The sequence below is a fragment of the Christiangramia aestuarii genome, from assembly GCF_009735585.1.
Lineage (GTDB): Bacteria > Bacteroidota > Bacteroidia > Flavobacteriales > Flavobacteriaceae > Christiangramia > Christiangramia aestuarii.
The window spans coordinates 642,744-669,590 of sequence record NZ_VJVW01000001.1 but is presented as its reverse complement, the minus strand read 5'-3'; the positions used below and the strand labels follow the sequence as shown (position 1 = coordinate 669,590).

The following is a 26,847-nucleotide window of genomic DNA, read 5'->3' as shown; positions in this document are numbered from 1 at the left end:
CTGCAAATGTATAAAGTTTTTGTGAATGATATTCCCATAATCGTTTCAACAAAAGAAGAAATTGGGGAAAAATATACATCCTTTCCATTAAAGACGGTTCGGCTTAAAAAAGTGATCAGGAAGATCCTCAAGGGGAAATTGCTCTACGTAAATCTCTATCATCATGATGAGACCAAGCTTTTAAAATTGCTATTTAAGAAAATGAAAGTGGTCACTGCAGCAGGTGGAATGGTGGTCAACCAGAATAAAGAGATCCTTTTTATTTACAGGAATCACCGCTGGGACCTTCCGAAGGGTAAGACCGAAAAGAAAGAAAGTATCCAGGATGCGGCGATCAGGGAGGTTGAAGAAGAGACCGGGGTAGAAGGATTACAGATCACCAAGTTTATTACCCGTACTTACCACGTTTTTAAACGAAAGGGCAAACTTAGGCTTAAAGAAACCCACTGGTTCGAAATGTATACCGAATACGATGGCGAGCTCATCCCGGAAACGAAGGAAGGCATCAAAAAGGTCAAGTGGAAGAATTTTGAGAAGAGCCGGAAGGCCCTCACCAAATCCTACGCGAATATTAAAATGCTTTTTTCTGAAAAATACCTAGCGGGGAAGTCTGAAGACCGGGTAGCGTAGGTGAGCCGCTTCATAGTTAGCAGACCTTTTATACAGCCAGTCCAGCTGGGCATACCAGTCATTGCTGAATTCGGAATCACTATCTTTCTTCTTTTCAAACTCTTTTTTTAATTCCTCGTCTTTTTCAAGCATCTTTCGGGCTATGTCTTCAAAAACATATGGTGAAAAACCTTCTTTCTGCTGAAGCACCGTATCGAAAAAATTCCAGTTGAAGAAAGAGTCCACCGCTTCGGGTTCCAGGGTTTCAATAAGGTATCTTGCTCCATCCTGGAAGGTAGTGATCAAAAGATCACCTTTTCTAAACCTTACATCCTCTTGGCTTCGACTTACCTTAGTATTCTTATGCGGGTAATGGCCTTCGAAGGCGGTTTCGCTGGTTTCATATTCCTCGATCTTATAAACCTCTACATTGATAATGGTGTCACGTTCCAGTGGCTCCATCTTGATGTCGTTCATCTTAAGGCGATCTATCACCTGCCACCAACCCTGCGGAATAATGTAAGCCCGAGGAATTTCGATCTCCTGGCTTACCTTGAAATTATCGTAATACTTTATCTCTTTATTAAAGGCTTTGGTCGTATCGTATTTGAGTCTTTGCTGGCCAGTGATCTCACTGGTGATCTTTTCGGCTTCATAACCTTTGAATTCCCTGCTGCTTGGATTTTCTTCGTCCACCTCGAATTTCAGGTTATAACTGCGATCTGTAAGGTATTTTCTTCGGGCCTGGTTCCTAAGGTCTTTAATGACCGAGCTTTGAGCATCGGTGATCTTGATCATGGACCTCATAAGTTCGTAAGTTCCATATACCCTTTTATCATAGGGCTTCAGCATATGGGTTTCTACCATCATTCCCAGGGTGTTCCAAAGTGTGGCGTACCCGGTAGAATAACGTGGAGTATCCATGAACTGGGTAAAGCCATTTTCGGGAACCTCGTTGAAAACATTTACATAGGGCGTGATATCCCAGTCCTTGGCTTTAAGTGAATCTTCCAGCGCCGGCATCATTTTTTTCTGAACATACTCGCCAAGGTTGCCGCCAAGTTTGTCATGCTGAGTGAACAAATGGGTAAGGGTGTACTGGTAATCTGCTCCATTACTAACATGATTGTCTATAAAGACATCGGGATCCAGGTAATGAAAGATCTCGTAAAAAGTTTGCGCATTCTTGGTGTCGGCTTTTATAAAATCACGATTCAGGTCATAATTGCGGGCGTTACCTCGAAAGCCATATTCCTTGGGTCCATTCTGGTTGGTCCTGGTGCTGGAGTTCCGATTAAGCGCACCGCCAACATTATAAATAGGGATCGTGGCTACGATGGTGTTCTTAGGGCTGGCAATAGAATCGCCGGCCAGATCCCTGAAAAGCATCATGGTCGCGTCTATCCCGTCACTTTCTCCCGGGTGAATGCCGTTATTGATAAGCATGATACTATGGGATTTCCTGGTTTTCTCAAGATCTAATTCGCCGGAGCGGTTGTAGATCACCAGGTGGAGAGGAAGGCCACTGTCTGTTTTTCCGAATTCCTGTATGCTGATGCTGGGATAAGCCTCGGCCAGTTCTTCATAAAAAGAAATAACTTCGCTATAAGTGCCGGTTTCGGTACCGCCAGACTTCTCGAAGCGGGTCTCAAAATCGTATTCTTTTATTAGCCTATATTTTGAAAAATCACAGGATGTAAGGCTGATCATTATCCCCAATACCAACCACAATTTTCTCATCTGGTGCTATTTGTTTAGTTTTCGGTCAGATGCAATTCGCCATGCTAATTCCACTCAGGAATGTAGTTCAAAGTATGGCGCATTTCATAAAATTTTCTAAAAAATATAGCCGTAAACTTAATTAAAAAGTCTGAAAGCAACCAAAAACATCGGTCTTATCTCGTGTTTAGACGATCGTTAAACCTTGAGCTCTGGCTTTTAATTCTTGCCGGAAAATGATCTATCCGTCAATTTTTGGTTAAAATTGTGATCTAAAATTCAAGTTTTGAAGCATTTTCTGTTATTAGGTTTTTTATGGTTGTTCGGTTGGAACCTGGCGTTTACCCAGGAATTCCGAGGAAAAGTACTGGATGCCACCACCGGAAACCCGATCGAGAATGCCAGGGTTACCGATCTAAATTCAGGGCAAACCCGATATACCGATAGGTACGGCAATTTTCGCTTCCAACAGGTTTCCTTTCCCCTGATGCTGGAATTTATGGCTCCGGGATACCAGGTTTACACGGAATCTTTTGAAGCTGAAAAGGAAAGAACAGATATCTTTCTTCAAAAAAATATAGACCAGCTATCGGAAGTGGTGGTAAGAAGTTCCAATATTCCAGAACAGATCAGGGAAATTCCGGCCTCGGTTAGTCTGATAAGCGATAATGACCTGAAGCGGACAGATAATTTTAACCTGGTTCAGAATTTTAATTATGTACCCGGGGTTTTCGTAAGCCAGGGAGCTTTAAATACCAACAAGATCAATATTCGGGGAATCGGTGCCCGCTCGCAGTACAGCACTAACCGGATAAAAGCCTATATTAACGGAATACCGTTAACTACTGCCGAAGGTGAACTTACCCTGGACGACCTGGATCCCGAATACCTCGAAAGGATAGAGATCTTTAAGGGGCCGGTTTCCTCAACTTTTGGAGCAGGACTAGGCGGCGCCATAAATTTATACACCAATAGAAACCGGAAGGAGCAAAAATCGATTACCGGAGCATTCAGTTATGGAAGCTTTAATACCCGTAAAACCAGTGCTAATTTCAGTTTTGTAAAGGATAGCCTCGACATTTCTATGAATTACAATAACGTACAAAGCGATGGGTATCGACAAAATGGTGCTTATGACAGGGTTTCTTTGTTAGGTTCCGCAGGCTTTCTGGATAAAAAGGGAAATTATTGGTCTTTCTTTTATTCGTATACCAGCCTGAAAGCCTTTATCCCCAGCTCGCTGAATGTGACTGACTTCAGGGAAAATCCTGAAAAGGCTGCTTTTACCTGGTACCAGGCGGCAGGCTACGAATCTTACGCTAAGAATATCATGGGTATTTCTTATGAACATAATTTCTCTGATAATTTCCAAAATCAAACTTCTGTATTTTATAATTTCCGGGATGGTTATGAGCCGCGTCCTTTTGATATACTGGATGAAGACAGGAATTCCATAGGTGCGAGGACAAAATTCAATTTTGTGACGGAGATCTTTGAGCTGCCTTCCAGCCTGAGTTTTGGTGCCGAAACCATGTACGAATTCTACGAGGTTGCCACCTATGAAAATCTTTATGAAGAAGCTGAAGCCAGGCGAAGCCTACAGGGTGATCGCTTGAGTGCCAGTGACCAGCTTAGGAATTATATCAATATTTTTGCACAGTTAAATTCTGAATTGACTTCAAAACTAAAACTTGAAGCAGGGATCAATTTTAATACAACCTCATACGATCTGGAGGATAATTTTGAAATAGATGAGGTCAACCAGTCGGGAAATTACAGTTTTGAAGCGGTCTTTTCGCCTCGGGTAGGATTGAGTTATGAGGCCTTTGAAGGAAAGAATTTTTATGCCTCGGCTAGCCATGGTTTCTCAACTCCTGGTTTAGCCGAGACCTTAACGCCGGAAGGTCTGATCAATACCGAGCTTAAGACCGAAACTGGCTGGAACTACGAGGTAGGATTTAAAGGGAACTGGTTAAGGAACCGGCTGTACACAGAATTGAATCTATATTCGATACAGATTAGGAATTTGCTAGTGGCCAGGCGGGTAGGCCAGGACCAGTACGTGGGAGTGAATGCGGGGAAAGCAGATCATAATGGGATCGAATTTTCATCTGCCTACCAAAGTCAGCTGTCAGATGGCTTTGATTTAAAGTTGTTCCTGAATTCCAATTTCAACTTTTTTACTTTTGATCGGTTTGTTGATCTGGGAGAGAACTATTCGGGCAATACTATTCCCGGTGTTCCGGAATATATGATCTCGCCGGGAGCGGAGATCAGCTATAAAGAACTTACGGCTAATCTGAATTTACAGGCCTTTGGTGAAATGGCCTTGGACGATGCTAACTCCGGTTATACCGAGCCTTACCATTTGCTTAATTTAAAGCTTGCTTACGCTTTACAGCTTGGTTCAAATCTCGGACTTCAATTCAATTTTGGGATCAATAATATTTTAGATGAAAACTATGCGGCCAGTATCGTGACCAACGCGGTTGGTTTTGGCGGCTCTGCACCTAGATATTATTATCCGGGGAACCCCAGGAATTTCTTCGGTGGGGTTAGATTGAATTTTAATTTGTAATCTCAAGAGACCCTGAAATAAGTTCAGGGTGACACTTATTTAAATTCGTCATGCTGTCCCGAAGGTTCGGGAGTTTCAACATCTTTGCTTTATGATTCCTCACTTTTTTAGGAATAACATCAAATGTCATCCAAAACGGAACGCAATAAAGCGAGGTGTCTTTATTATAGGGGAGTGAAGATGAGATTCCTCACTGTGTTCGGAATGACAGCGGCTTTACTTTTTCCTCACCACATCTGGCACCATGAACTGATAGTTGCCACCATGATGCATCACATCCCGAACCACCGTAGATGAAATGTGCGCCATCCCGGAACTTGAGATCAAAAAAATACTTTCTATTCCAGACATCTTATAGTTGGTCTGCCCGATGGCTTTTTCGAATTCCAGGTCCTGCCCGTTACGTAAACCACGCAGAATAAAGCCTGCATCCTGGGATTTACAGAAATCCACGGTAAGGCCCTTGTAAGTTTCCACTTTTATTTTAGGCTCTTTCTTATAGGTCTCTTTCAAAAAGTGTAACCTTTCCTCAAGGCTGAACATGTATTTCTTGCTGGAGTTAGTACCAATGGCAAGAATGATCTCGTCAAAAAGAGGAAGGGCACGATCTATAATATCGGTATGCCCAAGGGTTAACGGATCGAAGGATCCGGGAAAAACTGCTTTTTTCATCAGGCGGTTTTTGATTGGTTATTCTGCAAAAAGATAATCAGAAAATATGAACTAGCGTTTCAGGGCAGCTTCGATGGCACTTCCAAAGAGGTCTTTCAGGCTTATCCCAGCCTTTTCTGCCTGCTGAGGCAATATGCTCGCCTGGCTTATTCCGGGGTTGGTGTTCATCTCGATAAAATGAGGTTCGCCGTCGTGGAAAATGAATTCAGACCTGGAAAAGCCTTTCATCTTTAATTTCTTGTAGATCATAATGGCAATGTCCTGAACCTTTTTGGTGTTCTCTTCAGAGATCCTGGCCGGGGTGATCTCCTGGGATTTCCCCAGGTATTTGGCAGCATAATCGAAGAATTCACCTTCAGGAACGATCTCGGTGACCGGCAGGGCCATGATCTCACCTTTATAAGTGATCACTCCCACAGAAACCTCGGTTCCGTCAAGGAAAGATTCAATGATGGCCTCATCATCCTCGGTAAAAGCGGTCTTGGCGGCAGGGATCAATTCTTCCTCGGTCTTCACCTTGGTGACCCCAAAACTACTTCCGGCACGGTTCGCCTTCACGAAACAGGGTAGGCCCACCTTATCCACGATCTCTTTTGTGTTTATCTCATCTTCCTTGTTCAGGTAGTAATTGGTGGCGGCCAGAACCCCGAAAGGCCTAAGCACGCTGATAAGGTCCCGTTTGTTGAAGGTAAGGGCAGACTGGTAGTAATCACAACTGGTCTGCGGGATCCCGATAAGCTCTAGGTAAGCCTGTAAAAGTCCGTTTTCGCCGGGAGTTCCGTGGATGGTATTGAATACACAATCGAACTCTATCACCTTGTCGTTGATCTTAACCGTGAAATTGCTCTTATTGATCGGATAGGGGGTATCGTCCTCGGTCACCACGAACCATTCTCCTTTTAAGATATGAACACGGTAGGGTTCATAAAGATCGCGGTTAAGGTGTTTGTAAACTATATTCCCGCTGTTAATCGAGATACGGTATTCGCTGGAATACCCGCCCATGGCGATGGCAATTTTTTTCTTCATATTCAATATATCCGGTTAGCTGTCGTTAAACAAAAATATCACTTAAAAGGGCAGTCACCAAAACCAATGGGTTTTATATCTTTGCCCATTATTCAAAAACTATGGGATTATTTCGATTTATATTCAGCAAGACCTTTTTAATTCAACTCGTGTTGGCGGTTGTGGTACTGGTAGTGCTTTCATTTTTAACGATGCAATGGCTTGATTATTCTACCAACCAGGATCAAAGGATCGAGGTGCCAGACCTTGCCAAGATGAACCTGGACAATGTGGAAGAAAGGCTTGAGGAGCTGGACCTGTCTTACGAGATACTGGATTCAGCGAATTTTAATCCCGATTTCCCAAGATATTCCGTGATAGATCAGGTGCCTGCACCGGGAAAGTTCGTGAAAGAGGACCGGAAGATCTACCTAACCCTGAATCCTTCAGGATATAGAAAAATTGAAGTTCCCAACAACCTTATCAGGAAAACCAGGAGACAGGTGGAGCCTACATTAAGGTCTTTAGGTTTTGAAATTGGAGAGATCAGCTATAAGCCGGATATCGCTAAAGATGCCGTACTGGAATTAAGACACCAGGGGAAAACGGTGAAGCCGGGCGAAAAGCTGATGAAAACCTCTAAAATAGACCTGGTTCTGGGAGATGGAAGTGGAAGTTATAGAAATGTTGATAGCCTGGAAACAGAAGATGCAACCGAAAGCGAGGTAGATGAATTCTAATAAAGACCAGAGGGAAGAGATTGAAAATGAGGATGAAGATGAAAGTCTTTATGAACATCATAAATTTGTCGCTGAGGTTGGCCAGAAACCTTTGAGGGTAGATAAATACCTGATGAATTTCATCGAGAACGCTACCCGTAACAAGATTCAGAAAGCTGCAAAAAGCGGGAATATCTACGTGAACGGGGAAACTGTAAAGCAGAATTACAAGGTGAAGGGCGGCGATACCGTCCAGGTGATGTTCGAGCATCCACCTTACGAATATCTACTGGTGCCAGAGGATATCCCTCTGGATATCGTTTACGAAGATGAAACCTTGCTGGTGGTGAATAAACCCGCCGGGATGGTGGTGCATCCCGGCCACGGGAACTACAGCGGAACCCTCATTAATGCCCTGGTACATCACTTTGATAACCTGCCTAATAACAGCAGCGATCGTCCCGGTCTGGTGCACAGGATAGACAAGGATACCAGTGGACTCCTGGTGATCGCCAAGACCGAAGAGGCCATGGCGCATCTTTCCAAGCAATTCTTCGATAAGACCAGTGAACGCGAGTACGTGGCTCTGGTATGGGGCAATGTAGAGGAAGATGAAGGGACGATTGAGGGCAACATAGGCCGAAATCCGAAAAACCGGCTTCAGAATATCGTCTATCATGGTGACGATGCAGATAATGGCAAACCCGCAGTGACCCACTACAAGGTTCTCGAGCGCTTCGGCTACGTGACCCTGGTTTCCTGTAAACTGGAGACCGGCAGAACCCACCAGATCAGGGTGCATATGAAGCATATTGGCCACACACTTTTTAACGATGAGCGTTATGGTGGCGATCGAATTTTAAAGGGTACCACCTTTACCAAATACAAGCAGTTCGTTGATAATTGCTTTAAGATACTCCCAAGACAGGCATTGCATGCCAAGACCCTTGGTTTTACCCATCCCGTGACCAATGAGTGGATGAGCTTTGATACCAATTTGCCCCAGGATATGGTAGATTGTATCGAAAAATGGCGTGGTTATGCCAAAAATCAGAAGGAATATCTGGATTAGGGCGTGCCCCAAAATGAATTTTGGGTCGGGCTTTCGGCAGTCGCTGTCCCCGCTAGATAGCGGGGACGAGCTCCAACAATGCCTCAATCCCTCACGCGGTAGGTTTGCAAAGGCAGATTGCATAGCGGTTAATAGCGATATCCAGCCCTCGAATTCGGCATAAAAGCCTTCTATAGATTCATAAGAAACAATTTTCGGGGATTTTTCGGTTTTTCAGCTGATAGGTTATCTTTGGTAGAAAATTAACCGAAAGAGAAATGAAAATCGTTGTTTCGCCGGCGAAAACGCTGGATTATGAATCCAAATTGCCAACTACCAGGGGTACCCAGCCAGAATTTCTGGAAACCGCTGCCAAGCTGAACCGGAAGCTTTCCAGGCAAAGCAAAAAGAAGATATCAGAATTGATGAGCATCAGCGATAAGCTGGCAGATCTTAATTATACCAGGTATCAGGAATTCGAGGAAGAACATGATAAGAAAAATTCCCGCCCAGCCATGTACGCTTTTAACGGGGACGTCTATACCGGCCTGGATGCCTATTCCATTCCTACAGAAAAACTGGATAAAGTCCAGGACACTTTAAGGATACTTTCAGGGATGTATGGCATCCTGCGACCGCTGGATCTTATTCAGCCTTACCGCCTGGAAATGGGAACGTCTATTGGGATAGAAAGAAAAGATAACCTATACGAGGTTTGGCAAAAGAAGGTCACCGAATTTCTGAATAACGAATTAGAAGACGATGAACTTTTCCTGAACCTGGCGAGCAATGAGTATTTCAAGGCTGTGGATACCAGGAAACTTAAGGTGCCGGTGATCTCCCCTGTTTTTAAGGATTTTAAGGACGGTAAACTAAAGATCATCAGTTTCTTCGCTAAAAAAGCCCGTGGCTCCATGGTTAGATATATCATCGATAATGATTGCAAAAGCCCGGACGATATCAAAGGCTTCGATTATGACGGGTATCGTTATAGCGAAGAACATACCGAAAAGGAGAACGAACCTACATTTATAAGATAAATTAAGCTCAAAGCTTACTGCTTATTGCTAAAAGCTATCAATTTGGAACTCTTTCACCACAAACATCCATTCCCGCCGTTCATTCCCGAAAATGCCACGAAACTAATCGTAGGCACGCTACCTCCTCCTAGGTTTACCAAAAGACAGTTACGGGAAGATGATGTGGATTTTTGTTATGGAAGTGGTGATGGGCAACTCTGGATCATCCTTGACCGCATTTTTAACCTGGGGCTTAAATTCGAAAATACACCAGAGGCGGTAGAAGAGCGCAAAAACTTTCTACGTAAGCGGGGCATCGGGATCTGCGATGTGGTAGAAAGTAGCCGGAGGGAGAAAATAGATGCTTCAGACCTGGGGATGCAGAAGGTACAATTAAGGGATATGATCGGAATTCTTAAAGAGCATCCAAAGGTAGAAACCTTACTTTTTACAGGGGGAAATTCTAAAAATGGTCCCGAGTACTTTTTTAGAAAATACCTGAAAGAGTCTGATCATGATATTAAACTGAAGGTAGTTTCAAAAAAATCTCCCAGGATTCATCAATTTGTGCTGGATGGCAGGCTAATAAAAACCGTTTCTTTGATCGCTCCTTCGGGAGCGGCGAATATTGCAGTTGGAAGTTCGCAGTTATATAAAGACCTGAAAAAGAAAAACCCTGAATTCAATACTCTTGATTTCAGGGTTCTTCAGTATAGAGAATTTTTCTAATTCATTGCAGTTCTTTTTTATCATGGTCGGCTAGTGTACTCGGCTTTATCTTAAACTTTTTACGCTTAGGCCTCAATTTTCCACTAGTGCCAATAGCAATTTTTCCTCTTTTGGTTTTTTTATCACCTTTTCCCATTAATTACTTTTTATTTTGCTGGTCCTTAATGGTTTCTTCATCGTAATCTACTTTATTTGTTTGCTTCTTACGATCACCCAGACCTCCGGTTAATGGATCGTCTTCGCTTTTTCTACGGTCTTTTTTTCCTCTGTGCTTATCTTCAATTGGTCCTCCCATAACTTTAAGTTTTATGATTTACTCTAATATAGGCAGAACTAGTCTTAAAAGCTGCTAAGGGCCTGTTACAATTAGGTTAAAGCTTTAACATTTTGCACGAATGAAGCAATATTGCCGGTGCCATGCTCATTTAAATGCTTAATAAAGGCACTTCCAATGATGGCTCCGCTGGCATACTCGGTAGCCTGTTCAAAGGTTTCCCTGTCCTTGATCCCAAAACCTACGATCTGCGGGTTTTTTAATTGGAGTTCGTTCACCCTTTTAAAATAAGCTTTTGTTTCTTCGCCAAAACCGCTGGTAGAACCGGTAACGCTCGCACTACTTACCATATAAATAAATCCGTCTGAAACCGAATCTATATATTTAATTCGTTCATCTGAAGTCTGCGGGGTGATTAGAAAAATATTCCTGAGCCCATATTTCTCTAACAACTGTTTATATTTTTCGTGGTATACATCTACCGGAAGGTCTGGAATAATAAGCCCGTCTATCCCGGCCTTCTGACATTTTTTACAAAATTCTTCCACCCCGTACTGCAGCATCGGGTTAAAATAACCCATGATGATAAGAGGGATCTCCACTTTATTTCTGATGCCTTCTAACTGTTCGAAAAGTTTTGTAGTGGTCATCCCATTCTTCAATGCCATGGTGGAACTTTCCTGAATGGTGGGACCGTCTGCCAGGGGGTCACTAAATGGGAGGCCTATTTCAATAAAATCTACGCCACTATTTTCAAGGTCTTCTATGATCTTTTCGGTATCGCCAAGATTCGGATATCCGGCGGTGAAATATATGGAGAGCAGTTTTTTATCTTCCTGCAGTTTTTTATTTATTCTGTTCATTCTTCAAAATTCTTGGAATTCGTCGCGCTGAACTTGGTTCAGCGTCTCAAAAGATTCTGAAACAAGTTCAGAATGACGAGCTATAGATTAAAATATTCGATATAAGTGTTCAAATCTTTATCTCCGCGCCCGGAAAGATTCACCACCACGATATCATCCTTTTCAAATTTCCTGGATTCAAAGATCGCCAGGGCGTGAGAGGTTTCAATGGCCGGAATTATACCTTCCAGTTTTGCCAGTTCCAGGCCTGCCTTCATCGCGTCCTCATCGGTGATGCTAATAAACTCTCCGCGTCCACTGGTATATAGATTCGCGTGCATCGGGCCCACACCAGGATAATCCAGTCCGGCTGAAATAGAATAGGGTTCTGTGATCTGGCCATCCCCGGTTTGCATCAACAGGGTTTTACTACCGTGAATGATACCAGCTTTTCCCAGGGCTGAGGTCGCAGCACTTTCGCCGGAATCCACGCCTTTTCCGGCAGCCTCCACCGCAATGATGCCCACTTCAGGATTGTCCAGGTAGTGGTAATAGGCCCCGGCGGCATTACTTCCTCCGCCTACACAAGCCACCACGTAATCTGGATCTTCCTTACCTTCCATTTCCTGCAGCTGGCTTTTGATTTCCTCAGAGATCACCGCCTGGAACCTCGCCACCATATCTGGGTAGGGATGAGGCCCAACTACAGAACCTATGATATAATGCGTATCCACAGGGTTGTTGATCCAATCCCGAATGGCCTCGTTGGTTGCGTCTTTTAAAGTTCGGCTTCCAGATTTTGCAGGAACCACCTTTGCCCCAAGCATTTTCATCCTGGCCACGTTAGGTGCCTGCCTGTCTATATCTATCTCACCCATATAAACGATACATTCCATCCCCATGAGCGCGCAAACAGTAGCCGTGGCCACTCCATGCTGGCCCGCACCGGTTTCAGCAATAATTCGCTTTTTACCGAGTTTCTGTGCCATCAGGATCTGCCCTATGGTATTATTCACCTTATGAGCGCCGGTATGGCAAAGATCTTCTCTTTTCAGGTAAACCTTTGTACCGTATTTTTCGCTAAATCTTTTTGCGTAATAGAGTGGTGTAGGGCGCCCTACATATTCTTTCAGGAGTTCTTTGAATTCCTTCTGGAAGGATTCCTCTTTCATGATCTCCAAATAGCGCGAGCGCAATTCTTCAACGTTTGGATATAACATCTCGGGAATATAGGCTCCGCCAAATTCTCCGTAATATCCTTTTTCATCAACCTGGTAGCTCATCTTATGAATTTATCTGGGTTTTGAATTCTTTCAATTCTTTTAATTTTTTTAATCCGGGCTTCAGTTCAAATTTGCTGTTTACATCAACGGCGTATAAGAGGTTCGGTTTTCCCTTTCGGTAAAAATGGTTCTTTAGTTCGGCAATGGCCTTTCCGTGTTCAGGGCCAATTCCGCCACTAAGGAAGAATGGGGTATTCGAGGGATAATCTTTTAGGATCTGCCAGTCGAATTCCTTACCATTGCCGCCTCGAAGTTTGCCTTTGGTATCGAAAAGGAAATAATCTACGATCCCCTCATAGGCTTTGATTTCCTGAAAATCGAAATCTTCTCCAACTGAAAATACCTTGATGATCTCAGGGGTATTTCCCAGTTGCTGCAATTCGTGTTTAAGGTCTTTGGCAAATCCCGCCGATTCTTCTCCATGCAGCTGGATGGCATTTAGATTATATTTTAGAACCTTTTCTTTAATTTCTTCGATCTCGGCATTAACAAAAACACCGGTCTTTTTAATTTCTGCCGGTATCTCTGGCAACTCTCCCTCAAAATATCTGGGTGATTTATCGTAAAAAATCAATCCCATATAATCCGGCTGCAATTCTGCCACCTGTATCATGTTTCCGGCCTGTTGCATTCCACAAACTTTAAGACTCAATCCGGAACTTTGCCCAGATGCCGGAGTGATCAGGGATTTCTCTTTCATGTTCTTTTGGTCCATTTATACGATAGATTTTAATTCGGTAATAAATTTTTTCGCCGCAGACCCGGGATCATCGGTCTTCATAAAATTCTCTCCTACCAGGAATCCCTGGTATCCATATCCTTTTAGATCTGCGATAGCTGCGGTATTGCTTATCCCGCTTTCTGAAACTTTAACGAACCTGTCTGGAATCTTGTCTGCCAGTATTTTGGAATTATCTATGCTCACCTCGAAGGTCTTCAGATTGCGATTGTTAACGCCTATCATGTCTGCCTTCACTTCTAAGGATTTTTGCAATTCATCTTGGTTATGTACTTCCAGCAATACGTCCATTCCCAGCTCCTTAGCCGTATCTGCAAGATAGTTCAATTGTTTTTCAGATAAAACCGCGGCGATCAAAAGTATAGCGTCTGCGCCATAAGCTTTAGCCTCAATAACTTGGTAAGGGTCTATCATGAATTCCTTACGAAGAATTGGGATATTCACCGATGCCCGGGCAAAAAGCAGATCTTCCAGAGATCCTCCAAAATATTTCCCATCGGTCAAGACAGAAATTCCCGAAACTCCGGCCATTTCATACCCTGCTGCTACATCCTGCACGTTGAGACCTTGGTTGATCACCGATTTTGAAGGGGATCTTCTTTTATGTTCAGCGATGATGCCCGAACCATTTCGTATGTTTTCAGCCAGGGAAGTACATTTTTTTTCAAACAAAACAGAACTTTCCAGTTGCGAAACCGGGATGAGCGATTTTTTCAACTCAACTTCCTTATGTTTATCGGCAATGATCTTATCGAGGATATTCATGAATTTATTTTTGACTTAATTCCTGTAATTTTTTAAAACTTTGGTAAGCCTTTCCAGATTCCAAAGATTCTTTTGCATTGGCAAAGCCGTCCTGCGGGCTCAGGTTCCTGGAAGTTGCAATAGCCATACCAGCATTGGCACAGACCACGTTGTTCTGGGCTTCAGAGCCCTTTCCCTTCAGAATATTTGTCAGGATCTCGGCAGAACTTTCTATGGAGCCGCCACCGGCAATTTCAGATTGCTTCAGAGTTTCAACTCCAAAATCTGAAGCCTTCAGTATCCTTTCAGAATTATTGCTTATGCTCTTGGTTTCGCCGGTAAGGGAAATTTCGTCATATCCATCCAGGGCATTCAATATGGTATAGTTCTTATCGGTATTTTGATACAAATAAGCATACATCCTCGCCAGTTCGAGACTAAATACGCCCACGAGTTGATTCTTAGGAAAGGCAGGATTCACCATTGGGCCCAGCATATTGAAAAAAGTTTTTACGGCCAGGCTTTTTCTCACCGGGGCAACATTTTTCATGGCCGGGTGAAATAATGGGGCATGCAGGATACAAATATTGGCCTCATCGATACATTTTTCCAGGAAGCCTTTATCATTGCTGAATTTTATTCCCAGGTGTTCCATGACGTTGGAACTTCCACTTATAGAAGAGACCCCGTAGTTACCATGTTTGGCAACTTTCACCCCTGAACCCGCGGTGACAAAAGAAGAGGTGGTGGAAATATTAAAGGTGTCCTTTCCATCCCCCCCGGTTCCACAAAGGTCCACTGCTTCGTAGCCAGATAAGTCAACTTTAATGCAAAGTTCCAGCAAGGCATCCCTGAACCCTTCCAGTTCTTCAATGGTAATACTTCGCATCATGTAAACGGTAAGGAAAGCTGCTATCTGGGTTTCGTTATATTTCCCTTCAGAAATATTGAAGATCACCTGCTTGGCTTCCTCGGTACTGATGGTTTCATGGCTGATGAGCCTATTTAAAAGTTCTTTCATTTTCTAAATTTCGTGCTGAGGTTTAGCTTCGGTTTTTTCGACTTTTTGTCCGGGATCATAGGTAACCCAGTTTTTGATCATTTTCTTTCCCTCAGGTGTCAAGACAGATTCCGGGTGAAACTGAACCCCACGTACATCAAATTCGGTATGCCTCAAGGACATGATCTCGCCTTTTTCATCATAGCTGGTAGCCTGGAGTACCGGAGGCAGGTTTTTCTCCACTACCCAGGAGTGGTAACGGCCAACCTGTAATTCCTTGTCCAGTCCGGAAAAAATATATTCATCATCCACAAAAAGCTCGATCTTGGTAGCCACCCCGTGATAAACTTCGTCGAGATTAAGAAGTTTTCCGCCAAAGACTTCGCCAATGGCCTGCATCCCCAAACATACGCCAAGAATGCTTTTGGTGGCCGCGTACTTTTCGATAATGGGTTTCAGGAGCCCCGCTTCATCAGGAATACCCGGACCCGGTGACAACAGGATCTTGTCGTAATCTTCAACATCGTCTATATGTAACTGGTCATTTCTTCTAACAGTTACCTTGCAATCCAGCTCCTCCAGGTAATGCACCAGATTGTATACGAAAGAATCGTAATTGTCTATTACCAGTATGTTCTTCATCTCTTTCATTCTAAATTTCTTCAGCTATTTCAAGGGCCTTGGTAAGGGCGCCTAATTTGTTATACACTTCCTGTAATTCATTTTCGGGTTTGGATTCTGAAACTATCCCTGCCCCAGCCTGATAATGTAATTCATGATTCTTGCTTACAAAAGACCTGATGATGATTGCGTGGTTGAAATTCCCCTCAAAATCCATGAACCCAATAGCCCCACCATAGGCACTTCGGTTCACATTCTCGAACTTTTCTATGAGCTTAAGCGCCATGGGTTTTGGAGCGCCGCTCAAGGTTCCTGCCGGGAAGGTGTCGGCTACGATCTGGGGGGTAGCTACTCCCTTACTTATTTTGCCGGTGACCTTACTTACCAGGTGGATCACATGGGAGAAAAACTGTATCTCCCGGTAGGTTTCCACCTTTACATCGCTGCCATTTCGGCTAAGATCATTGCGGGCAAGGTCTACCAGCATTACATGTTCTGAATTCTCTTTTTCATCGGCAGCAAGTTCCTTGGCGATTTCAGCATCCTTTTCGTCATTCCCTGTTCTTTTAAAGGTACCGGCGATGGGATGAATTTCTGCCCTTCCTTTATCCACCACAAGTTGGGCTTCCGGCGAACTACCAAAAATCTTGAAATTCCCATAGTCGAAATAGAATAGGTAAGGGGAGGGGTTCACATTACGTAAGGCCCGGTAAACATTAAATTCATCTCCCTTGAACTTCTGGGAAAACCTTCTTGAAAGTACCAGCTGGAATACATCCCCACGGTGACAATGATCTTTGGCCGCGTGTACCATAGATTTATATTCTTCATCGGTAAGATTCGATCTTGGGTCCTCGTTACGTGAAAAATTGTAAGAAGCGAAATTTTTCACCTTCAGCAATTGTTCGATCTCATCGATCTTGCTTTCAGAATCGTAAGAATGGTCAAAAATATAGGCCTCATTCTTGAAGTGATTTATCGCGATGATATTCTGGTAAACCGCGTAATAGATATCAGGGATCTTGAGGTCCTTCTCTTTTCTTTTTACATCGACATTTTCGAAATACCGAACCGAATCGTAAGCGATATAGCCAAAAAGCCCATTGTTGATAAATTTGAATTCTGATGAATCTGCCTTGAACTGCTGCGAAAAGTTCTGAATAGCCTCTGGAACCGAAGTCGAGGTCTCAATAGTTCTTTCTTTTACAGAGCCATCTGGATAGGTTTCGGTAATGCTGTCGTTCTCGACCTTGAAAGAGGCGATAGGGTTACAACAGATATAGGAAAAACTGTTGTCACTGGCATGATAATCACTACTTTCCAGAAGCAGACTGTTGGGATATTTGTCCCTTAACTTCAGATAAATACTCACCGGGGTGATGGTATCTGCAAGGATTTTCCTGTATTTCGTATTTAATTCGAACATTGAATGTTGATTTAAGCAATAAAAAAAGGCTTGTCGTGAGACAAGCCTTTGAGTTTTCTATAATGGAAATGGCAGTTTAGCTCACGAAGTTTGACGTAAGTTATTCCACCACCAGTTATTTGTATTCATTTTAAACATGACTTCAAAGATAGAGATCAAATTTTTCTAAACAAACATTTTTAGAAATAAAAATCCCGGAAGCAGTCTTCCGGGATTTTGAGATTTAGAACTTAAGATTTACATCAAGTTCAAAGTTGTCATAAATGGTCTTGTCTCCAAGGTTGTCAAAGAAACTTCCAGATCCATATCTCACGTTATATTTTGAACGGTCTATGGTAAGACTGGTCGAGGCGGTATTTCCATTCATTACCAGGTCGAAGGTAATTGGATGGGTTTCGTTCTTAATAGTAAGATCACCTACGATCCCGTATTTACCAGCTCCTTTAGAGGCTGCACTGGTAATTACCAGTTTCGCGGTAGGATGCTTTTCTACACCGAAAAAATCTTCAGATTTCAGGTGACCTTCAAGTTTACCCTTGTTTTCACCGGTAAGATCGGTTACTTCTATGGTGCTCATGTCCATCACGAATTCTCCACCAACGATTTTATCATCCTCCATCATAAAATGTCCGCTTTCCAGTTGGATGGTTCCGTTATGAGATCCGGTCACTTTCTCTCCAGTCCATTTTACAGTACTGGCCTCTACATCTACCTCTTTTTTAGTGTTTGTGAATGCAAGGGTAGTCAAAATGATTGCGAGGGCTATTCCGCCTTTTAAAATTCCATTTTTCATAATTATCGATTTTTGTTTGTTAAATTATTTCTATTAAGTCTGATTTTGATTTTCTCACTTTTGCCAGGTGCTGGTAAGAGTCATCTTCACTTCTATATCCAACAGGTGCGATCACGGCCGTGGTAAGATTTTTATCTTTTAAGCCCAGGATCTCATCAAATTTCTGAGCATCGAAACCTTCCATCGGGCAGGTATCGATCTTAAGATTAGCCGCGGCCGATAATAGATTTCCCAGAGCTATATAGGCTTGTTTGGCTGCCCAGGCTTCCTGTTCTTCCGCAGATAGTTGAAGGGTAGTATTTTTGATCATATCTTCCATTCCCTTCAGATCTTCGCGAGAAAGATTCCTGGTATCGGCAATATTATCAAGGTAATTGTCTACATACGATTCACTAACCGATTTAAGATTAGCAAATACCAGTAAATAGGATGCATCGGTAACCTGGGTCTGGTTCCATGCAGCAGCCTTTAATTTTTCCCTGGTTTCAGGATCTTTAACCACGATTACCTCGTAAGGCTGTAAACCGTAAGATGAAGCTGAAAGTTGAATACTTTCTAATAAAGAATTCAGGTCTTCCTGGTTTATTTGCTTATTGGCATCAAATTTTTTGGTCGCATACCTCCAGTTGAGGTCTTCGTTATAAGTTGTTTGGGTGTTAACTTCTAAGTTCATTTAATTTAGTGTTTAGTGATAAAACTTCTTTTTCATTTATTTTTCTAGCAAAGCTATTTTCGATCTCTTCTATGATAGGATCCAGTTCTTCCAGTAATCTTAATCCTTCACCGGTGATCCTTATTTCTACTTTTCTTCGGTTAGAAGGGCACACAATCCTTTCACAAAGATCCTTGTCTACTAACTTATCTACCAGCCTGGTCGTGTTGCTCATTTTAGTGACCATCCTTTCCTGAAGCGTTGACAGGTTGGCTGGTTTTCCTTTTTGCCCTCTTAAGATCCTAAGGACGTTGAATTGCTGACTGCTAATTCCGAAAGGTTTAAATGCTTCGGCCAGTTTTTCGGTTATGTGATTGGCGGTCACTATAAGATTCAGGACCAGTTTTTTGGCCTCAGACATTTCATTTTCAGTTTTCAGCAGTTCTTCTATCTTCATTTGTTACTACAACAATTGTACATACAAATGTAATTAAATTTTAATGTGGAAGAATTAATGTTCTGTTAAATTTTCCCTGTGGCGGCTCTCAGATTTCTTAGAAGAAAAAATCAGTTATCTTTACACGACCAAATAAAACCGATATTACTATGAAAGAGTTAACTCAAAAAGAATGGCAGGAAAAACTTGAAAAAGATGACAAGGCCGTAATTCTTGATGTTAGAACAGAAGAAGAAGTAGAGGAGGGTTATATCCCGAATTCAAAAAATATAGATATTTATAAAGGTCAGGGTTTTGTCAACGAGGTTGAAAAACTTGACAAATCAAAGCATTATTATATTTATTGCCGTTCTGGGAAAAGAAGTTCCCAGGCCTGTATCTTACTGGACCAGATGGGCTTTAGTGAAACTTATAATCTTTTAGGTGGATTCTCTGAATGGGAAGGCGATAAAACCACAGCATAATCAAAAATTTTCTAGAAAATGAAAGCACCAGTTATTGGTGCTTTTTTGATTTTAATATACTGAAGCAGCTTTTTTTGCGTTAAAAACATTGGTTGAACTATTTGATTAGTCCATTAAATTGATATATTTAACCCCGATTGTCTGCCAATATACTATGAATTATGAATAAAGCATTTTATCTACTTATAATTGGATTTTTCTGTATTTCGGTTTCTAATGCTCAGGAGTTTAGCTTCGGGATCAAGGGAGGTCCCAGTTATGTAATGGGTGGCCAGATCACTGGTAGAGTTGGTGGAGGAGCCGATTTTGGAGGTACCGTAGAGGCAGACTCCCAATTTAAATATCACGGAGGTGGATTTTTCGAAGTAAGGTTCAACAAGTTTTTAATTCGTCCGGAAGTGATCTATAGTGCTATGGAAACAGAATTTCCTTTTCCTACTCAAGCATCTACCTACGCTGTAGAAAAGGTAAGTGTACCTTTACTCTTTGGATATAATGTGTGGGGACCACTGGATATTTATGCCGGTCCTGCTTACCAGAAAATTCTTGATGCTACTTTAGAAGGGAATGAGCCAGACCAGCCTGTTATAGTACAGAATAACCCCTTGGCTGCGCAGGCAGGAATAAAAGCCAGTTTTGGAAGATTTGAACTGGATCTTAGATATGATCGTACTTTGGCTTCCAAGGAGCCTTATGTAATTAATATCGTAAATGGAGGTAGTGATGGTTACGGGATAAACACTGCAGATTTCGATGATGGAAGGCTTAACCAGATCCTTTTAAGTATTAGCTTTAAAATATTTGACAGTGCTGCCAACCCTGGCAGAAGAAAAGGAGGCTGCTATTTTTAGCCAATTCACAATTAGATAAACTAATGCTCCTTCTAAGGAGCATTTTTTTTGTAAAAAAGAATTTACATATATAATCGTTAGGGGCTCAGGTACTTAATTCAAAGGTCTAGAAAGCAAAAAAGGGACAGCTATAGCTATCCCTTTTCCTGGTTGGTTAGTTAAAGAATAAGATTTTATTATCACCTATGCTGTTTACTTACTCTAAAACCAAAAATTGAAATTTAAAGTTATATTATTTTTTTGAATAATTTCAAATCATTGCGAGCCGTTTAATAATTGGTCCTGGGAATTCATTAATTTTTCGATGTTCATTTCTTTCACCGGTGCAAGTATCTCCCTTGCATAGTCTGTATGATAACGATGTTCTTCGAGAAAATTAAGTTGAATTTCAAACCATTTCCTTTCGTCAATTTCCGGGTAGAGATGTCTTAATTCTTTATATAACTGGTTGGCATAAAAATCATATTTATTGGTGCCCAGGTAGAACAGATCTGCATCTGCAACAATCTGCTCATTAAGATTGTGGGTTTTTTGGGGAATGCGGGTAGCATTTATCATTCCACAGATTTCCTTGATCTGGCTATCAGAATAGCCGTAGACCGGCAATTCCTTTGAGGCCAGCTTACAGCTTTTAGATTCATGATCTTCTCTGCCAATAAGGAATCCGGCGTCGTGGTATAAGGCCGCAACCTTTATAAGTTCAATATCTTTCTCGGGAAGATTTTCAGTTTTAGCAAGGAATACCGAACGTTCTATAACGTTTAGTGTATGTTCCGGGCTGTGATAGTAGAGGTAGTAGGGAAGCTCATTTTCCAGGCGGGAGTATAGATTATCAAAAAGTTGATCTTTTTCCATTTCAGGTAAATTCGTCTAATAATACTTCCTTATTTTATACTATTTACGAAAATTAACTCAAATAAGCCGCATTTTTGATAATCAAGTTTTGAAAATTGATCAAAATAAATGCCTTTAAGACAGAAAATTATATAGATATTAATTCATTCGAAAAATGAATAAAACTCCGTTCAAAGTAAATTCGTTTTAGAATTTCCAGGCAATGAACCTGCTTATCTTATTACCCTGGCCCATTTCGATAGTTTTAAAGCTGGCCTTTAGTTTTTTCAGTTGTTTATATAGCCTGGGAAGGTTTTCCCTTTTTGATACCAGGCAGGTGAACCAGCCTACCTGGGAGCTGAAACCTACACTCTCTCTTATCATCCTTTTAATGAATAAGGCCTCGCCTCCATTGCACCATAACTCATTTGCCTGTCCACCAAAATTTAGGCCTGACGAAGTAAGTCCAAGATTCTTCAGTTTTCTCTGCGCAGCTTTTTCTGCCTCCTTTTCGGAAGCATGGAAAGGTGGATTGCACATGCTAAAGTGATAATATTCTCCTTTCTTTATAACGCCTTTGAATATGCTGCCACGATCCTGTTGAAACCTGATCTCTATTTTCCCTGAAATTTTTTCATTTCCCTGAATGTTCTTTTGTGCGGCGAGGACAGATCTTTCCTCTATATCGGTTCCGGTCATTTCCCAGCAGTAGATGCTTGCTCCCAGTATTGGGTAAATGGCATTGGCCCCAACCCCAATATCGACTCCCTTAACCGGCTGCTCCGTCGATGTTTCTCCAAGCAGATCATTAATATAGTGTATATAATCTGCACGGCCCGGAATTGGCGGGCATAAATAGTTTTTGGGAATACTCCAGTGTTCGATCTGGTAGTGATGTTTGAGCAGAGCCCTGTTTAATTGCAGTACCGCTTCGGGATCGCCGAAATCAATGCTTTGGTTACCGAATTTATTGGTGAATACGAACCTGGAAAGTTCAGGATTTGCCATGGAGAGAGCATCAAAATCATAAGAATCCCTGTGAAGGTTATCCGGGTGCATATTCTGAAATTAAATTGGGTTCAAAGATAGCAGATTTTAAATCGTCTAAACCTTGTCTGGATATCTTCGGTTTTTTGATTTTAAAAGTCTGGAAATGTGACAAATGTCACTGTACAGCTTCCTGGGTTGAATTAACTTTAATGTATAAATTTCAGAAATCATGAAAACGGTGATCATAGGAGGTAATTTTGCGGGAATGACCGCAGCCCTTGAGTTGAAAAGAAAGATTGGAAAAGAACATAAAGTTCTTATGATAGATAAGTCACCCTTATTTTTATTTATACCCTCATTGATTTGGGTTCCCTTCGGTAGACGTGAAGTCAGGGATATCTCTTTTAAAAAAGATGCTATCCTGGCAAAGAAAGGTGTTGATTTTATGCAAGCCGAAGCGATTGAGGTTGATACCACGAATCAGGTTATAAAGACAAATAAGGGTGATGTTTATTACGATCAGTTAGTGATCGCCACGGGGCCTAAAGTGGCTTACGATGTTGCTCCTGGAGTTAAAGAGCATGCATATTATATTGGAACTCCCGCCGGAGCCATGAAAACCAGGAAAGCTCTCGAGGAGTTTAAAAATGATCCCGGACCTATCGTGATCGGGGCCACACAGAATGCCGGCTGTATGGGAGCGGCTTATGAATTCCTGTTTAATATCGAAAAATGGCTTCGTGAACAAAAGATCAGAAAAAAGGTTGACCTATACTGGATCACCCCCGAAACCTTTTTGGGACATTTTGGAATAGACGGAATAACCGGTGGAGAAACCATGCTAAAATCTTTTATGAAAATGTTTAATATACACTACAGAACTGAAGTAGGGGTTAAAGAGGTTTTTCCAGATAAAGTTGTCTTGAGTAACGGCGAGGAATTGCCAAGTAAGTTCACCATGCTTATGCCTCCTTTTGTAGGAGTTGATTTTGTGAAAAATTCTCCTTGTCTGGAAGCGACACAAAACGGTTATATCCCGGTGACCGATGATTACCGGCATGTGAGTTTGCCCAATGTATGGGCCGCTGGCATCGCGGTAGATGTAAAACTACCCTTCAAACCCGGCAAGATCCCGTTCTCGGGGCCTAAAACCGGATATCCGTCAGATGAGACCGGGAAGATAGTTGCAGAAAACATTTCCAGGATTTTAAAAGGCAAAAGCGAGCTGAAGAAAAAAGCCTGGGGAAAAATTCCCGGAATTTGCGTGATGGATGCAGGTAAAAAGGAAGTCATCATTCTTTCTGATACTTTGTTCAAGCCTCGAAAATTTGCCGTGATGATCCCAAACCTGATCTTTGATTTCTCCAAGGTTCTTTTCGAGAAATATTTTCTTTGGAAAACCAGGCACGGATTTTCTCAATTACCCTGATTAAAATTAATGTTCAATAAAGCCGGCGAAAAGGGCCGGCTTTTTATTTATTAATGAATTTCTGCGAAGAAATTTTCCGGCTCGTAACTGGTAGTTTTGCTGGACTGGTCTTCCAGGTCGATCCTTTTGATGTTCTTTTTGGTATTGAGGTACCTGCTCACGATCCTGTCAGTATAACCAGAATTCTTTTGGGGGATCAAAAAATTCCTGAAGTCTTCAGGTTGGGAAAAATCTTCTGAATTACTGATAAAACCGTATCCGGCATATTTCCCCTGGTCCAGGTAGATAAAGGCCTTTTCGTCCCTGTTCCTACCTTTTTCCATCAACAAACACGAATTATCATATTCGTTTATAAAGTCCAGTGCCTGGGCTACCCGCTCGTTATATTCGTGAATCCCGATTTCATCTTTACACAAACCACTGCAGGACTTTATTTTATAATGGTCACAGGATTTAACTCCGCGCTGCAAACCCGAATACTTAGGGCAAAGCTCAAATTTTTCGCATACAAATTCCATGAACTTCACCGCTTCTTCCCGCGTATAGAACTTCATCCAGCTAACCGGCGCGATCTTGTTTTTATGCAGGGCAAAAACTTCGATCCCTTTTTGGTTGTGGTAAGAAGTTAGCGTATAAGGTTTGGTATATTTTTTCTGGGCCTTGTTGAATTCCGGATAGTATTTAAGAATAAGTTCAGACTCACGGAGCAAGGCGAGGAATTCGTTGCCCGTAAGCTCATAATCGATGCTATGCGTAGCCTGCATCAACTTATACTTCCTGTTAGATCTCTCCTGAAAATGAGATTTTATCCTTGTCTTTATATTTTTTGCCTTGCCAATGTAAAGCGGAATACCATCCTTGTCCTTGAAAAAATATACTCCGGTACCCTTTGGAAGCTTATCAAAATCTGAATCCTTGAAATGCGGCGGCAGATAGGAGGCGCCGGTTTTTCTGTTCAGCATTTCAGTGATCACCACATATTCAGGATCTAAGGAAACGCAACGTTGAAACAGGGTTACGGTAGCTTCACAATCGCCACCGGCGCGATGCCTGTCGAAATGCGGAATATTGATGCTGGTACAGATGTTACCCAGGCTGTAGGAAAAAAGACCGGGGATAAGTTTCTTTGTCAATCGTACGGTACATATTCTCTTCCTCTTAAATTCCTTACCAATATTGGTGAACTCGGCCCGGAGAATATTATAATCAAAATTCACATTATGGGCCACAAAAACGCAGTCTCTGGTGATCTTCTCGATTTCATCTGCAATTTCAGAGAATTGCGGCGAATTTAAGACCATTTCGTCATTGATCCCTGTAAGACTTTCTATATATAGAGGAATTGACTGACTTGGATTCACCAGTGAGGAATACCTGTCTATAACCTCCCCATTCTGAACTACAATGATACAGATCTCGGTGATCTTATTTCCTCTTATCCCACTGCCGGTGGTTTCAATATCGGTGATCGCGAATTTGATATCTTTCATGGGATAAAATTAGCCTTTAATAGGAAAATATCCAAACCATAGGAAAAAATCCAAGTTAGGAGTAATTGACTATTTTATAGTCGGTTCGGAAATTAAGGGCTTTCAATATTTATCCGGAAGCTAAATTTTATTGGTCTTTTTCCATTCTATAATTTCTGAGGCAATAACTTCGGCAGCAGCCCGGCTTCCTTTCTTCGAGGGATGAAACTGATCGGGGCCATAGTAGTCGAAATTATTACTCGCTTCAAAATGCTTTTTCCAAACCTCGCCTACGGGTATTAATAGCGCTTTATTGATTTTCGCCGCCTCCCGATGGTTTTCGATAAGCTTTTCAAAGGTATGATAATATCGGCGGGAAGGCCAGACCATTAAATACGCCAGCTGGGTATCGTTCTGTTCACATAAGGCTTTAATTTTTCCACCATATTCTATCAGGATCCTCTTTCCAAATTCCTGAGAAGAGGGGCCTTGCTGGATAATTACCAGATCATAATTTTTTCGGGAGATCAATCTTTGTATTTTTCCATCCTCCCAGTGATCTAACAGGGCATATTCTGGCCTGGCAACTATATCGGTTTTTATAGTTAAACCCTGCTTTTCGGCAACCTCCTCCACAAGTTTTGGAAGATCATTAGTGTAGGTAAGGCTGTTTCCAATAAAGAGAATTTTAAGCTCAGTGTCCTGTGAATAGGAAATTCCGCTTGTAAGCAATACCATGAAAATTAAGCATAACTTGAAATATTTCATGCTGGCGATCTGGTTAAGGAAGAAATTCAAATTATATTATTATCGATGAGTACCTGGAAGGAGTCTTCCATGGTTTCCTGCATAGGCCTGAATTTAATATTCAGGTCGTTCTTAATTTTGGAATTGTCTGCTCTCCATTCTTTGTTAACATTGTTTCTAATAAATTGCCGCGAGAGATTTTTATTAACATAGGGGCCAATTAAAAGCAATAGCCATTTTGGTAAGGCTTTGGTTGGCACCGGATAAGAATCCCCATATTTTGGTTCAAGAGCTTCACCAAGTTTTACAAAATTGGTGTTATGCGCTGAGGTAATATACCTGCCTTTTGCAGAGGGAGTAAACCCGGCCTGGTAATGCGCCTCTGCTACGTCCCGCACATCAACAAGGCCAATTCCAAGTTTAGGAGCTCCCATTTTGAAGGTTCCATCACCGAGTTGCTTCAGTAAGCTGAAACTTTCAGAAGTCGTTGCCCTGGGATTAAGAGGCGGTCCCATCACCAGGGACGGATTAATAGTTATAAGATCCCAGTTTTCCTGGGCTCGATTGATCTCCCAGGCCTTCTTTTCTGCCAGGGTTTTAGAATAGGAGTAAGGCTGATAGTCCAGGGAGGCCGTGGTGTTCCACATATCCTCGGTAAGTTTATTGTCTGGAGTTTTTTCCACCTCGATAGCGTCAGTATATATGGCTGCACAACTGCTGGTAAGAACCACTCTTTTTACTCCTTCCGTTTTATTTGCTTGCTGTAATACATTTTTGGTTCCTTTCACCCCCGGGTCTACCAGTTCCTTTTTTGGATCATCGAACTCTGAAGTGAAGGGAGATGCCGTATGGAAGACCAGCTCGCAGCCCTGCATGGCTTCAGCATAGGAACCTTCATCTAGAAGATCAGACCTGAAATATTTTATGGTTCCCGGGGAATTTTCAGCGATCCCGTTGAGGTGGTGTACTTTTTCCTCCTTTTCAGGATCCCGAACTGCCGCATGCACGGTAATTCCATCTTCGAGAAGTCTTTTAACCAGCCAGCCGGCAACATATCCTGTTGCTCCGGTTACCAGTACCGGTTTGGTTTTATCTATATGAGCCATAATTTTAAATTTTAATTATATC

The 26,847-nt window shown here is 42.1% G+C and carries 29 protein-coding genes; 9 read left to right on the top strand and 20 right to left on the bottom strand.

The features are described 5' to 3' along the window. The first annotated feature begins 6 nt into the window (after positions 1-6). Positions 7-630, top strand: coding sequence for an NUDIX domain-containing protein (locus FLP08_RS02985; protein ID WP_156273883.1), 624 nt, complete (start codon positions 7-9; stop codon positions 628-630). Here FLP08_RS02985 and FLP08_RS02980 read toward each other — a convergent pair. Next, positions 598-2,349, bottom strand: coding sequence for a M14 family metallopeptidase (locus tag FLP08_RS02980; protein ID WP_156273881.1), 1,752 nt, complete (start codon positions 2,347-2,349; stop codon positions 598-600). The genes FLP08_RS02985 and FLP08_RS02980 overlap by 33 nt on opposite strands. Positions 2,350-2,614: 265 nt before the next feature. Here FLP08_RS02980 and FLP08_RS02975 point away from each other — a divergent pair, with 265 nt between their 5' ends. Then, entirely contained in the window at positions 2,615-4,906 is a 2,292-nt protein-coding gene (locus tag FLP08_RS02975) for a TonB-dependent receptor domain-containing protein (protein ID WP_156273879.1), read from the top strand. A 216-nt stretch (positions 4,907-5,122) separates the two neighbouring features. Here FLP08_RS02975 and coaD read toward each other — a convergent pair whose 3' ends face one another. Together coaD and FLP08_RS02965 are read right to left on the bottom strand one after the other, a co-directional pair. Beyond that, complete coding sequence (gene coaD, locus FLP08_RS02970; protein ID WP_156273877.1) at positions 5,123-5,578, bottom strand: pantetheine-phosphate adenylyltransferase; 456 nt, start codon at positions 5,576-5,578, stop codon at positions 5,123-5,125. Between the two features lie 51 nt (positions 5,579-5,629). After that, entirely contained in the window at positions 5,630-6,607 is a 978-nt protein-coding gene (locus FLP08_RS02965) for a D-alanine--D-alanine ligase (protein ID WP_156273875.1), read from the bottom strand. 101 nt (positions 6,608-6,708) lie between these two features. Here FLP08_RS02965 and FLP08_RS02960 point away from each other — a divergent pair, with 101 nt between their 5' ends. The 4 genes from FLP08_RS02960 to FLP08_RS02945 all read left to right on the top strand — a co-directional run bounded on the left by FLP08_RS02960 (position 6,709) and on the right by FLP08_RS02945 (position 10,104). Then, positions 6,709-7,326: a PASTA domain-containing protein gene (locus tag FLP08_RS02960; RefSeq protein ID WP_156273873.1), complete on the top strand. Its 618-nt coding sequence runs from the start codon at positions 6,709-6,711 to the stop codon at positions 7,324-7,326. Further along, positions 7,316-8,377, top strand: coding sequence for an RluA family pseudouridine synthase (locus FLP08_RS02955; RefSeq protein WP_156273870.1), 1,062 nt, complete (start codon positions 7,316-7,318; stop codon positions 8,375-8,377). The genes FLP08_RS02960 and FLP08_RS02955 overlap by 11 nt, the downstream gene beginning before the upstream one ends. A 257-nt stretch (positions 8,378-8,634) precedes the next feature. Beyond that, a complete protein-coding gene (gene yaaA, locus FLP08_RS02950) occupies positions 8,635-9,396 on the top strand; it encodes a peroxide stress protein YaaA (protein ID WP_156273868.1) in 762 nt (253 codons plus the stop codon). 42 nt (positions 9,397-9,438) lie between these two features. Then, positions 9,439-10,104 carry a uracil-DNA glycosylase family protein gene (locus FLP08_RS02945; protein WP_156273866.1) on the top strand — a complete coding sequence of 222 codons (666 nt, stop codon included), beginning with the start codon at positions 9,439-9,441 and terminating at the stop codon, positions 10,102-10,104. A 1-nt stretch (position 10,105) separates the two neighbouring features. On the opposite strand, the gene FLP08_RS02940 is transcribed toward FLP08_RS02945, so the two are convergent. From FLP08_RS02940 to FLP08_RS02885, 12 genes are all read right to left on the bottom strand, one after another. Continuing rightward, the gene (locus FLP08_RS02940; protein ID WP_156273864.1) at positions 10,106-10,240 is read right to left on the bottom strand and encodes a 30S ribosomal protein THX; all 135 of its coding nucleotides are present in this window, start codon (positions 10,238-10,240) and stop codon (positions 10,106-10,108) included. A 3-nt stretch (positions 10,241-10,243) separates the two neighbouring features. Continuing rightward, the gene (locus FLP08_RS02935; protein WP_156273862.1) at positions 10,244-10,399 is read right to left on the bottom strand and encodes a hypothetical protein; all 156 of its coding nucleotides are present in this window, start codon (positions 10,397-10,399) and stop codon (positions 10,244-10,246) included. A gap of 71 nt (positions 10,400-10,470) precedes the next feature. Continuing rightward, positions 10,471-11,241 (bottom strand): tryptophan synthase subunit alpha, encoded by a 771-nt coding sequence (gene trpA, locus FLP08_RS02930; protein ID WP_156273860.1) that lies wholly within the window; start codon positions 11,239-11,241, stop codon positions 10,471-10,473. Between the two features lie 80 nt (positions 11,242-11,321). Then, entirely contained in the window at positions 11,322-12,503 is a 1,182-nt protein-coding gene (gene trpB, locus FLP08_RS02925; RefSeq protein WP_156273858.1) for a tryptophan synthase subunit beta, read from the bottom strand. Position 12,504: 1 nt separating this feature from the next. After that, positions 12,505-13,218: a phosphoribosylanthranilate isomerase gene (locus FLP08_RS02920; protein ID WP_156273856.1), complete on the bottom strand. Its 714-nt coding sequence runs from the start codon at positions 13,216-13,218 to the stop codon at positions 12,505-12,507. Further along, entirely contained in the window at positions 13,219-14,007 is a 789-nt protein-coding gene (gene trpC, locus FLP08_RS02915; protein ID WP_156273854.1) for an indole-3-glycerol phosphate synthase TrpC, read from the bottom strand. A 4-nt stretch (positions 14,008-14,011) separates the two neighbouring features. Further along, on the bottom strand, positions 14,012-15,007 hold the full coding sequence (gene trpD, locus FLP08_RS02910) for an anthranilate phosphoribosyltransferase (RefSeq protein WP_156273852.1): 996 nt from the start codon (positions 15,005-15,007) through the stop codon (positions 14,012-14,014). A 3-nt stretch (positions 15,008-15,010) separates the two neighbouring features. Further along, the gene (locus FLP08_RS02905) at positions 15,011-15,628 is read right to left on the bottom strand and encodes an anthranilate synthase component II (RefSeq protein ID WP_156273850.1); all 618 of its coding nucleotides are present in this window, start codon (positions 15,626-15,628) and stop codon (positions 15,011-15,013) included. Between the two features lie 10 nt (positions 15,629-15,638). Beyond that, positions 15,639-17,033 carry an anthranilate synthase component I family protein gene (locus FLP08_RS02900; RefSeq protein ID WP_156273848.1) on the bottom strand — a complete coding sequence of 465 codons (1,395 nt, stop codon included), beginning with the start codon at positions 17,031-17,033 and terminating at the stop codon, positions 15,639-15,641. Positions 17,034-17,256: 223 nt separating this feature from the next. Next, positions 17,257-17,826: a YceI family protein gene (locus FLP08_RS02895; RefSeq protein WP_156273846.1), complete on the bottom strand. Its 570-nt coding sequence runs from the start codon at positions 17,824-17,826 to the stop codon at positions 17,257-17,259. Between the two features lie 19 nt (positions 17,827-17,845). After that, on the bottom strand, positions 17,846-18,499 hold the full coding sequence (locus FLP08_RS02890) for an NAD(P)H-dependent oxidoreductase (protein WP_156273844.1): 654 nt from the start codon (positions 18,497-18,499) through the stop codon (positions 17,846-17,848). Next, the gene (locus FLP08_RS02885) at positions 18,483-18,935 is read right to left on the bottom strand and encodes a MarR family winged helix-turn-helix transcriptional regulator (protein WP_156273842.1); all 453 of its coding nucleotides are present in this window, start codon (positions 18,933-18,935) and stop codon (positions 18,483-18,485) included. Before FLP08_RS02885 ends, FLP08_RS02890 begins: the two co-directional genes overlap by 17 nt. 149 nt (positions 18,936-19,084) lie before the next feature. On the opposite strand from FLP08_RS02885, the gene FLP08_RS02880 reads away from it, so the two are divergent. Beyond that, positions 19,085-19,399, top strand: coding sequence for a rhodanese-like domain-containing protein (locus FLP08_RS02880; protein ID WP_156273840.1), 315 nt, complete (start codon positions 19,085-19,087; stop codon positions 19,397-19,399). A 161-nt stretch (positions 19,400-19,560) separates the two neighbouring features. Beyond that, on the top strand, positions 19,561-20,250 hold the full coding sequence (locus FLP08_RS02875) for a porin family protein (RefSeq protein ID WP_156273838.1): 690 nt from the start codon (positions 19,561-19,563) through the stop codon (positions 20,248-20,250). A gap of 255 nt (positions 20,251-20,505) precedes the next feature. Here the strand turns inward: FLP08_RS02875 and FLP08_RS02870 are convergent, their stop codons facing one another. Next, entirely contained in the window at positions 20,506-21,105 is a 600-nt protein-coding gene (locus FLP08_RS02870; RefSeq protein ID WP_156273836.1) for an HD domain-containing protein, read from the bottom strand. A 186-nt stretch (positions 21,106-21,291) separates the two neighbouring features. Then, positions 21,292-22,143 (bottom strand): 23S rRNA (adenine(1618)-N(6))-methyltransferase RlmF, encoded by an 852-nt coding sequence (gene rlmF, locus FLP08_RS02865; protein WP_156273834.1) that lies wholly within the window; start codon positions 22,141-22,143, stop codon positions 21,292-21,294. Between the two features lie 160 nt (positions 22,144-22,303). On the opposite strand from rlmF, the gene FLP08_RS02860 reads away from it, so the two are divergent. Beyond that, a complete protein-coding gene (locus FLP08_RS02860) occupies positions 22,304-23,503 on the top strand; it encodes an NAD(P)/FAD-dependent oxidoreductase (RefSeq protein WP_156273832.1) in 1,200 nt (399 codons plus the stop codon). A 50-nt stretch (positions 23,504-23,553) separates the two neighbouring features. Here the strand turns inward: FLP08_RS02860 and FLP08_RS02855 are convergent, their stop codons facing one another. The 3 genes from FLP08_RS02855 to FLP08_RS02845 all read right to left on the bottom strand — a co-directional run bounded on the left by FLP08_RS02855 (position 23,554) and on the right by FLP08_RS02845 (position 26,825). After that, positions 23,554-24,993 (bottom strand): exonuclease domain-containing protein, encoded by a 1,440-nt coding sequence (locus FLP08_RS02855; RefSeq protein WP_156273830.1) that lies wholly within the window; start codon positions 24,991-24,993, stop codon positions 23,554-23,556. A 120-nt stretch (positions 24,994-25,113) separates the two neighbouring features. Then, the gene (locus FLP08_RS02850; protein ID WP_238388431.1) at positions 25,114-25,770 is read right to left on the bottom strand and encodes an SGNH/GDSL hydrolase family protein; all 657 of its coding nucleotides are present in this window, start codon (positions 25,768-25,770) and stop codon (positions 25,114-25,116) included. Beyond that, positions 25,767-26,825, bottom strand: coding sequence for an NAD-dependent epimerase/dehydratase family protein (locus FLP08_RS02845; RefSeq protein WP_156273828.1), 1,059 nt, complete (start codon positions 26,823-26,825; stop codon positions 25,767-25,769). The genes FLP08_RS02850 and FLP08_RS02845 overlap by 4 nt, the downstream gene beginning before the upstream one ends. Between the last annotated feature and the right edge of the window lie 22 nt (positions 26,826-26,847).

Bases quoted from the DNA above. Each gene is read 5' to 3' on its own strand.
- FLP08_RS02985 (WP_156273883.1), top strand. From the start codon at position 7: ATGTATAAAGTTTTTGTGAATGATATTCCCATAATCGTTTCAACAAAA.
- FLP08_RS02980 (WP_156273881.1), bottom strand. From the start codon at position 2,349: ATGAGAAAATTGTGGTTGGTATTGGGGATAATGATCAGCCTTACATCC.
- coaD (WP_156273877.1), bottom strand. From the start codon at position 5,578: ATGAAAAAAGCAGTTTTTCCCGGATCCTTCGATCCGTTAACCCTTGGG.
- FLP08_RS02965 (WP_156273875.1), bottom strand. From the start codon at position 6,607: ATGAAGAAAAAAATTGCCATCGCCATGGGCGGGTATTCCAGCGAATAC.
- FLP08_RS02960 (WP_156273873.1), top strand. From the start codon at position 6,709: ATGGGATTATTTCGATTTATATTCAGCAAGACCTTTTTAATTCAACTC.
- FLP08_RS02955 (WP_156273870.1), top strand. From the start codon at position 7,316: ATGAATTCTAATAAAGACCAGAGGGAAGAGATTGAAAATGAGGATGAA.
- yaaA (WP_156273868.1), top strand. From the start codon at position 8,635: ATGAAAATCGTTGTTTCGCCGGCGAAAACGCTGGATTATGAATCCAAA.
- FLP08_RS02940 (WP_156273864.1), bottom strand. From the start codon at position 10,240: ATGGGAAAAGGTGATAAAAAAACCAAAAGAGGAAAAATTGCTATTGGC.
- FLP08_RS02935 (WP_156273862.1), bottom strand. From the start codon at position 10,399: ATGGGAGGACCAATTGAAGATAAGCACAGAGGAAAAAAAGACCGTAGA.
- trpA (WP_156273860.1), bottom strand. From the start codon at position 11,241: ATGAACAGAATAAATAAAAAACTGCAGGAAGATAAAAAACTGCTCTCC.
- trpB (WP_156273858.1), bottom strand. From the start codon at position 12,503: ATGAGCTACCAGGTTGATGAAAAAGGATATTACGGAGAATTTGGCGGA.
- FLP08_RS02920 (WP_156273856.1), bottom strand. From the start codon at position 13,218: ATGGACCAAAAGAACATGAAAGAGAAATCCCTGATCACTCCGGCATCT.
- trpC (WP_156273854.1), bottom strand. From the start codon at position 14,007: ATGAATATCCTCGATAAGATCATTGCCGATAAACATAAGGAAGTTGAG.
- trpD (WP_156273852.1), bottom strand. From the start codon at position 15,007: ATGAAAGAACTTTTAAATAGGCTCATCAGCCATGAAACCATCAGTACC.
- FLP08_RS02905 (WP_156273850.1), bottom strand. From the start codon at position 15,628: ATGAAGAACATACTGGTAATAGACAATTACGATTCTTTCGTATACAAT.
- FLP08_RS02900 (WP_156273848.1), bottom strand. From the start codon at position 17,033: ATGTTCGAATTAAATACGAAATACAGGAAAATCCTTGCAGATACCATC.
- FLP08_RS02895 (WP_156273846.1), bottom strand. From the start codon at position 17,826: ATGAAAAATGGAATTTTAAAAGGCGGAATAGCCCTCGCAATCATTTTG.
- FLP08_RS02890 (WP_156273844.1), bottom strand. From the start codon at position 18,499: ATGAACTTAGAAGTTAACACCCAAACAACTTATAACGAAGACCTCAAC.
- FLP08_RS02885 (WP_156273842.1), bottom strand. From the start codon at position 18,935: ATGAAGATAGAAGAACTGCTGAAAACTGAAAATGAAATGTCTGAGGCC.
- FLP08_RS02880 (WP_156273840.1), top strand. From the start codon at position 19,085: ATGAAAGAGTTAACTCAAAAAGAATGGCAGGAAAAACTTGAAAAAGAT.
- FLP08_RS02875 (WP_156273838.1), top strand. From the start codon at position 19,561: ATGAATAAAGCATTTTATCTACTTATAATTGGATTTTTCTGTATTTCG.
- FLP08_RS02870 (WP_156273836.1), bottom strand. From the start codon at position 21,105: ATGGAAAAAGATCAACTTTTTGATAATCTATACTCCCGCCTGGAAAAT.
- rlmF (WP_156273834.1), bottom strand. From the start codon at position 22,143: ATGCACCCGGATAACCTTCACAGGGATTCTTATGATTTTGATGCTCTC.
- FLP08_RS02860 (WP_156273832.1), top strand. From the start codon at position 22,304: ATGAAAACGGTGATCATAGGAGGTAATTTTGCGGGAATGACCGCAGCC.
- FLP08_RS02855 (WP_156273830.1), bottom strand. From the start codon at position 24,993: ATGAAAGATATCAAATTCGCGATCACCGATATTGAAACCACCGGCAGT.
- FLP08_RS02845 (WP_156273828.1), bottom strand. From the start codon at position 26,825: ATGGCTCATATAGATAAAACCAAACCGGTACTGGTAACCGGAGCAACA.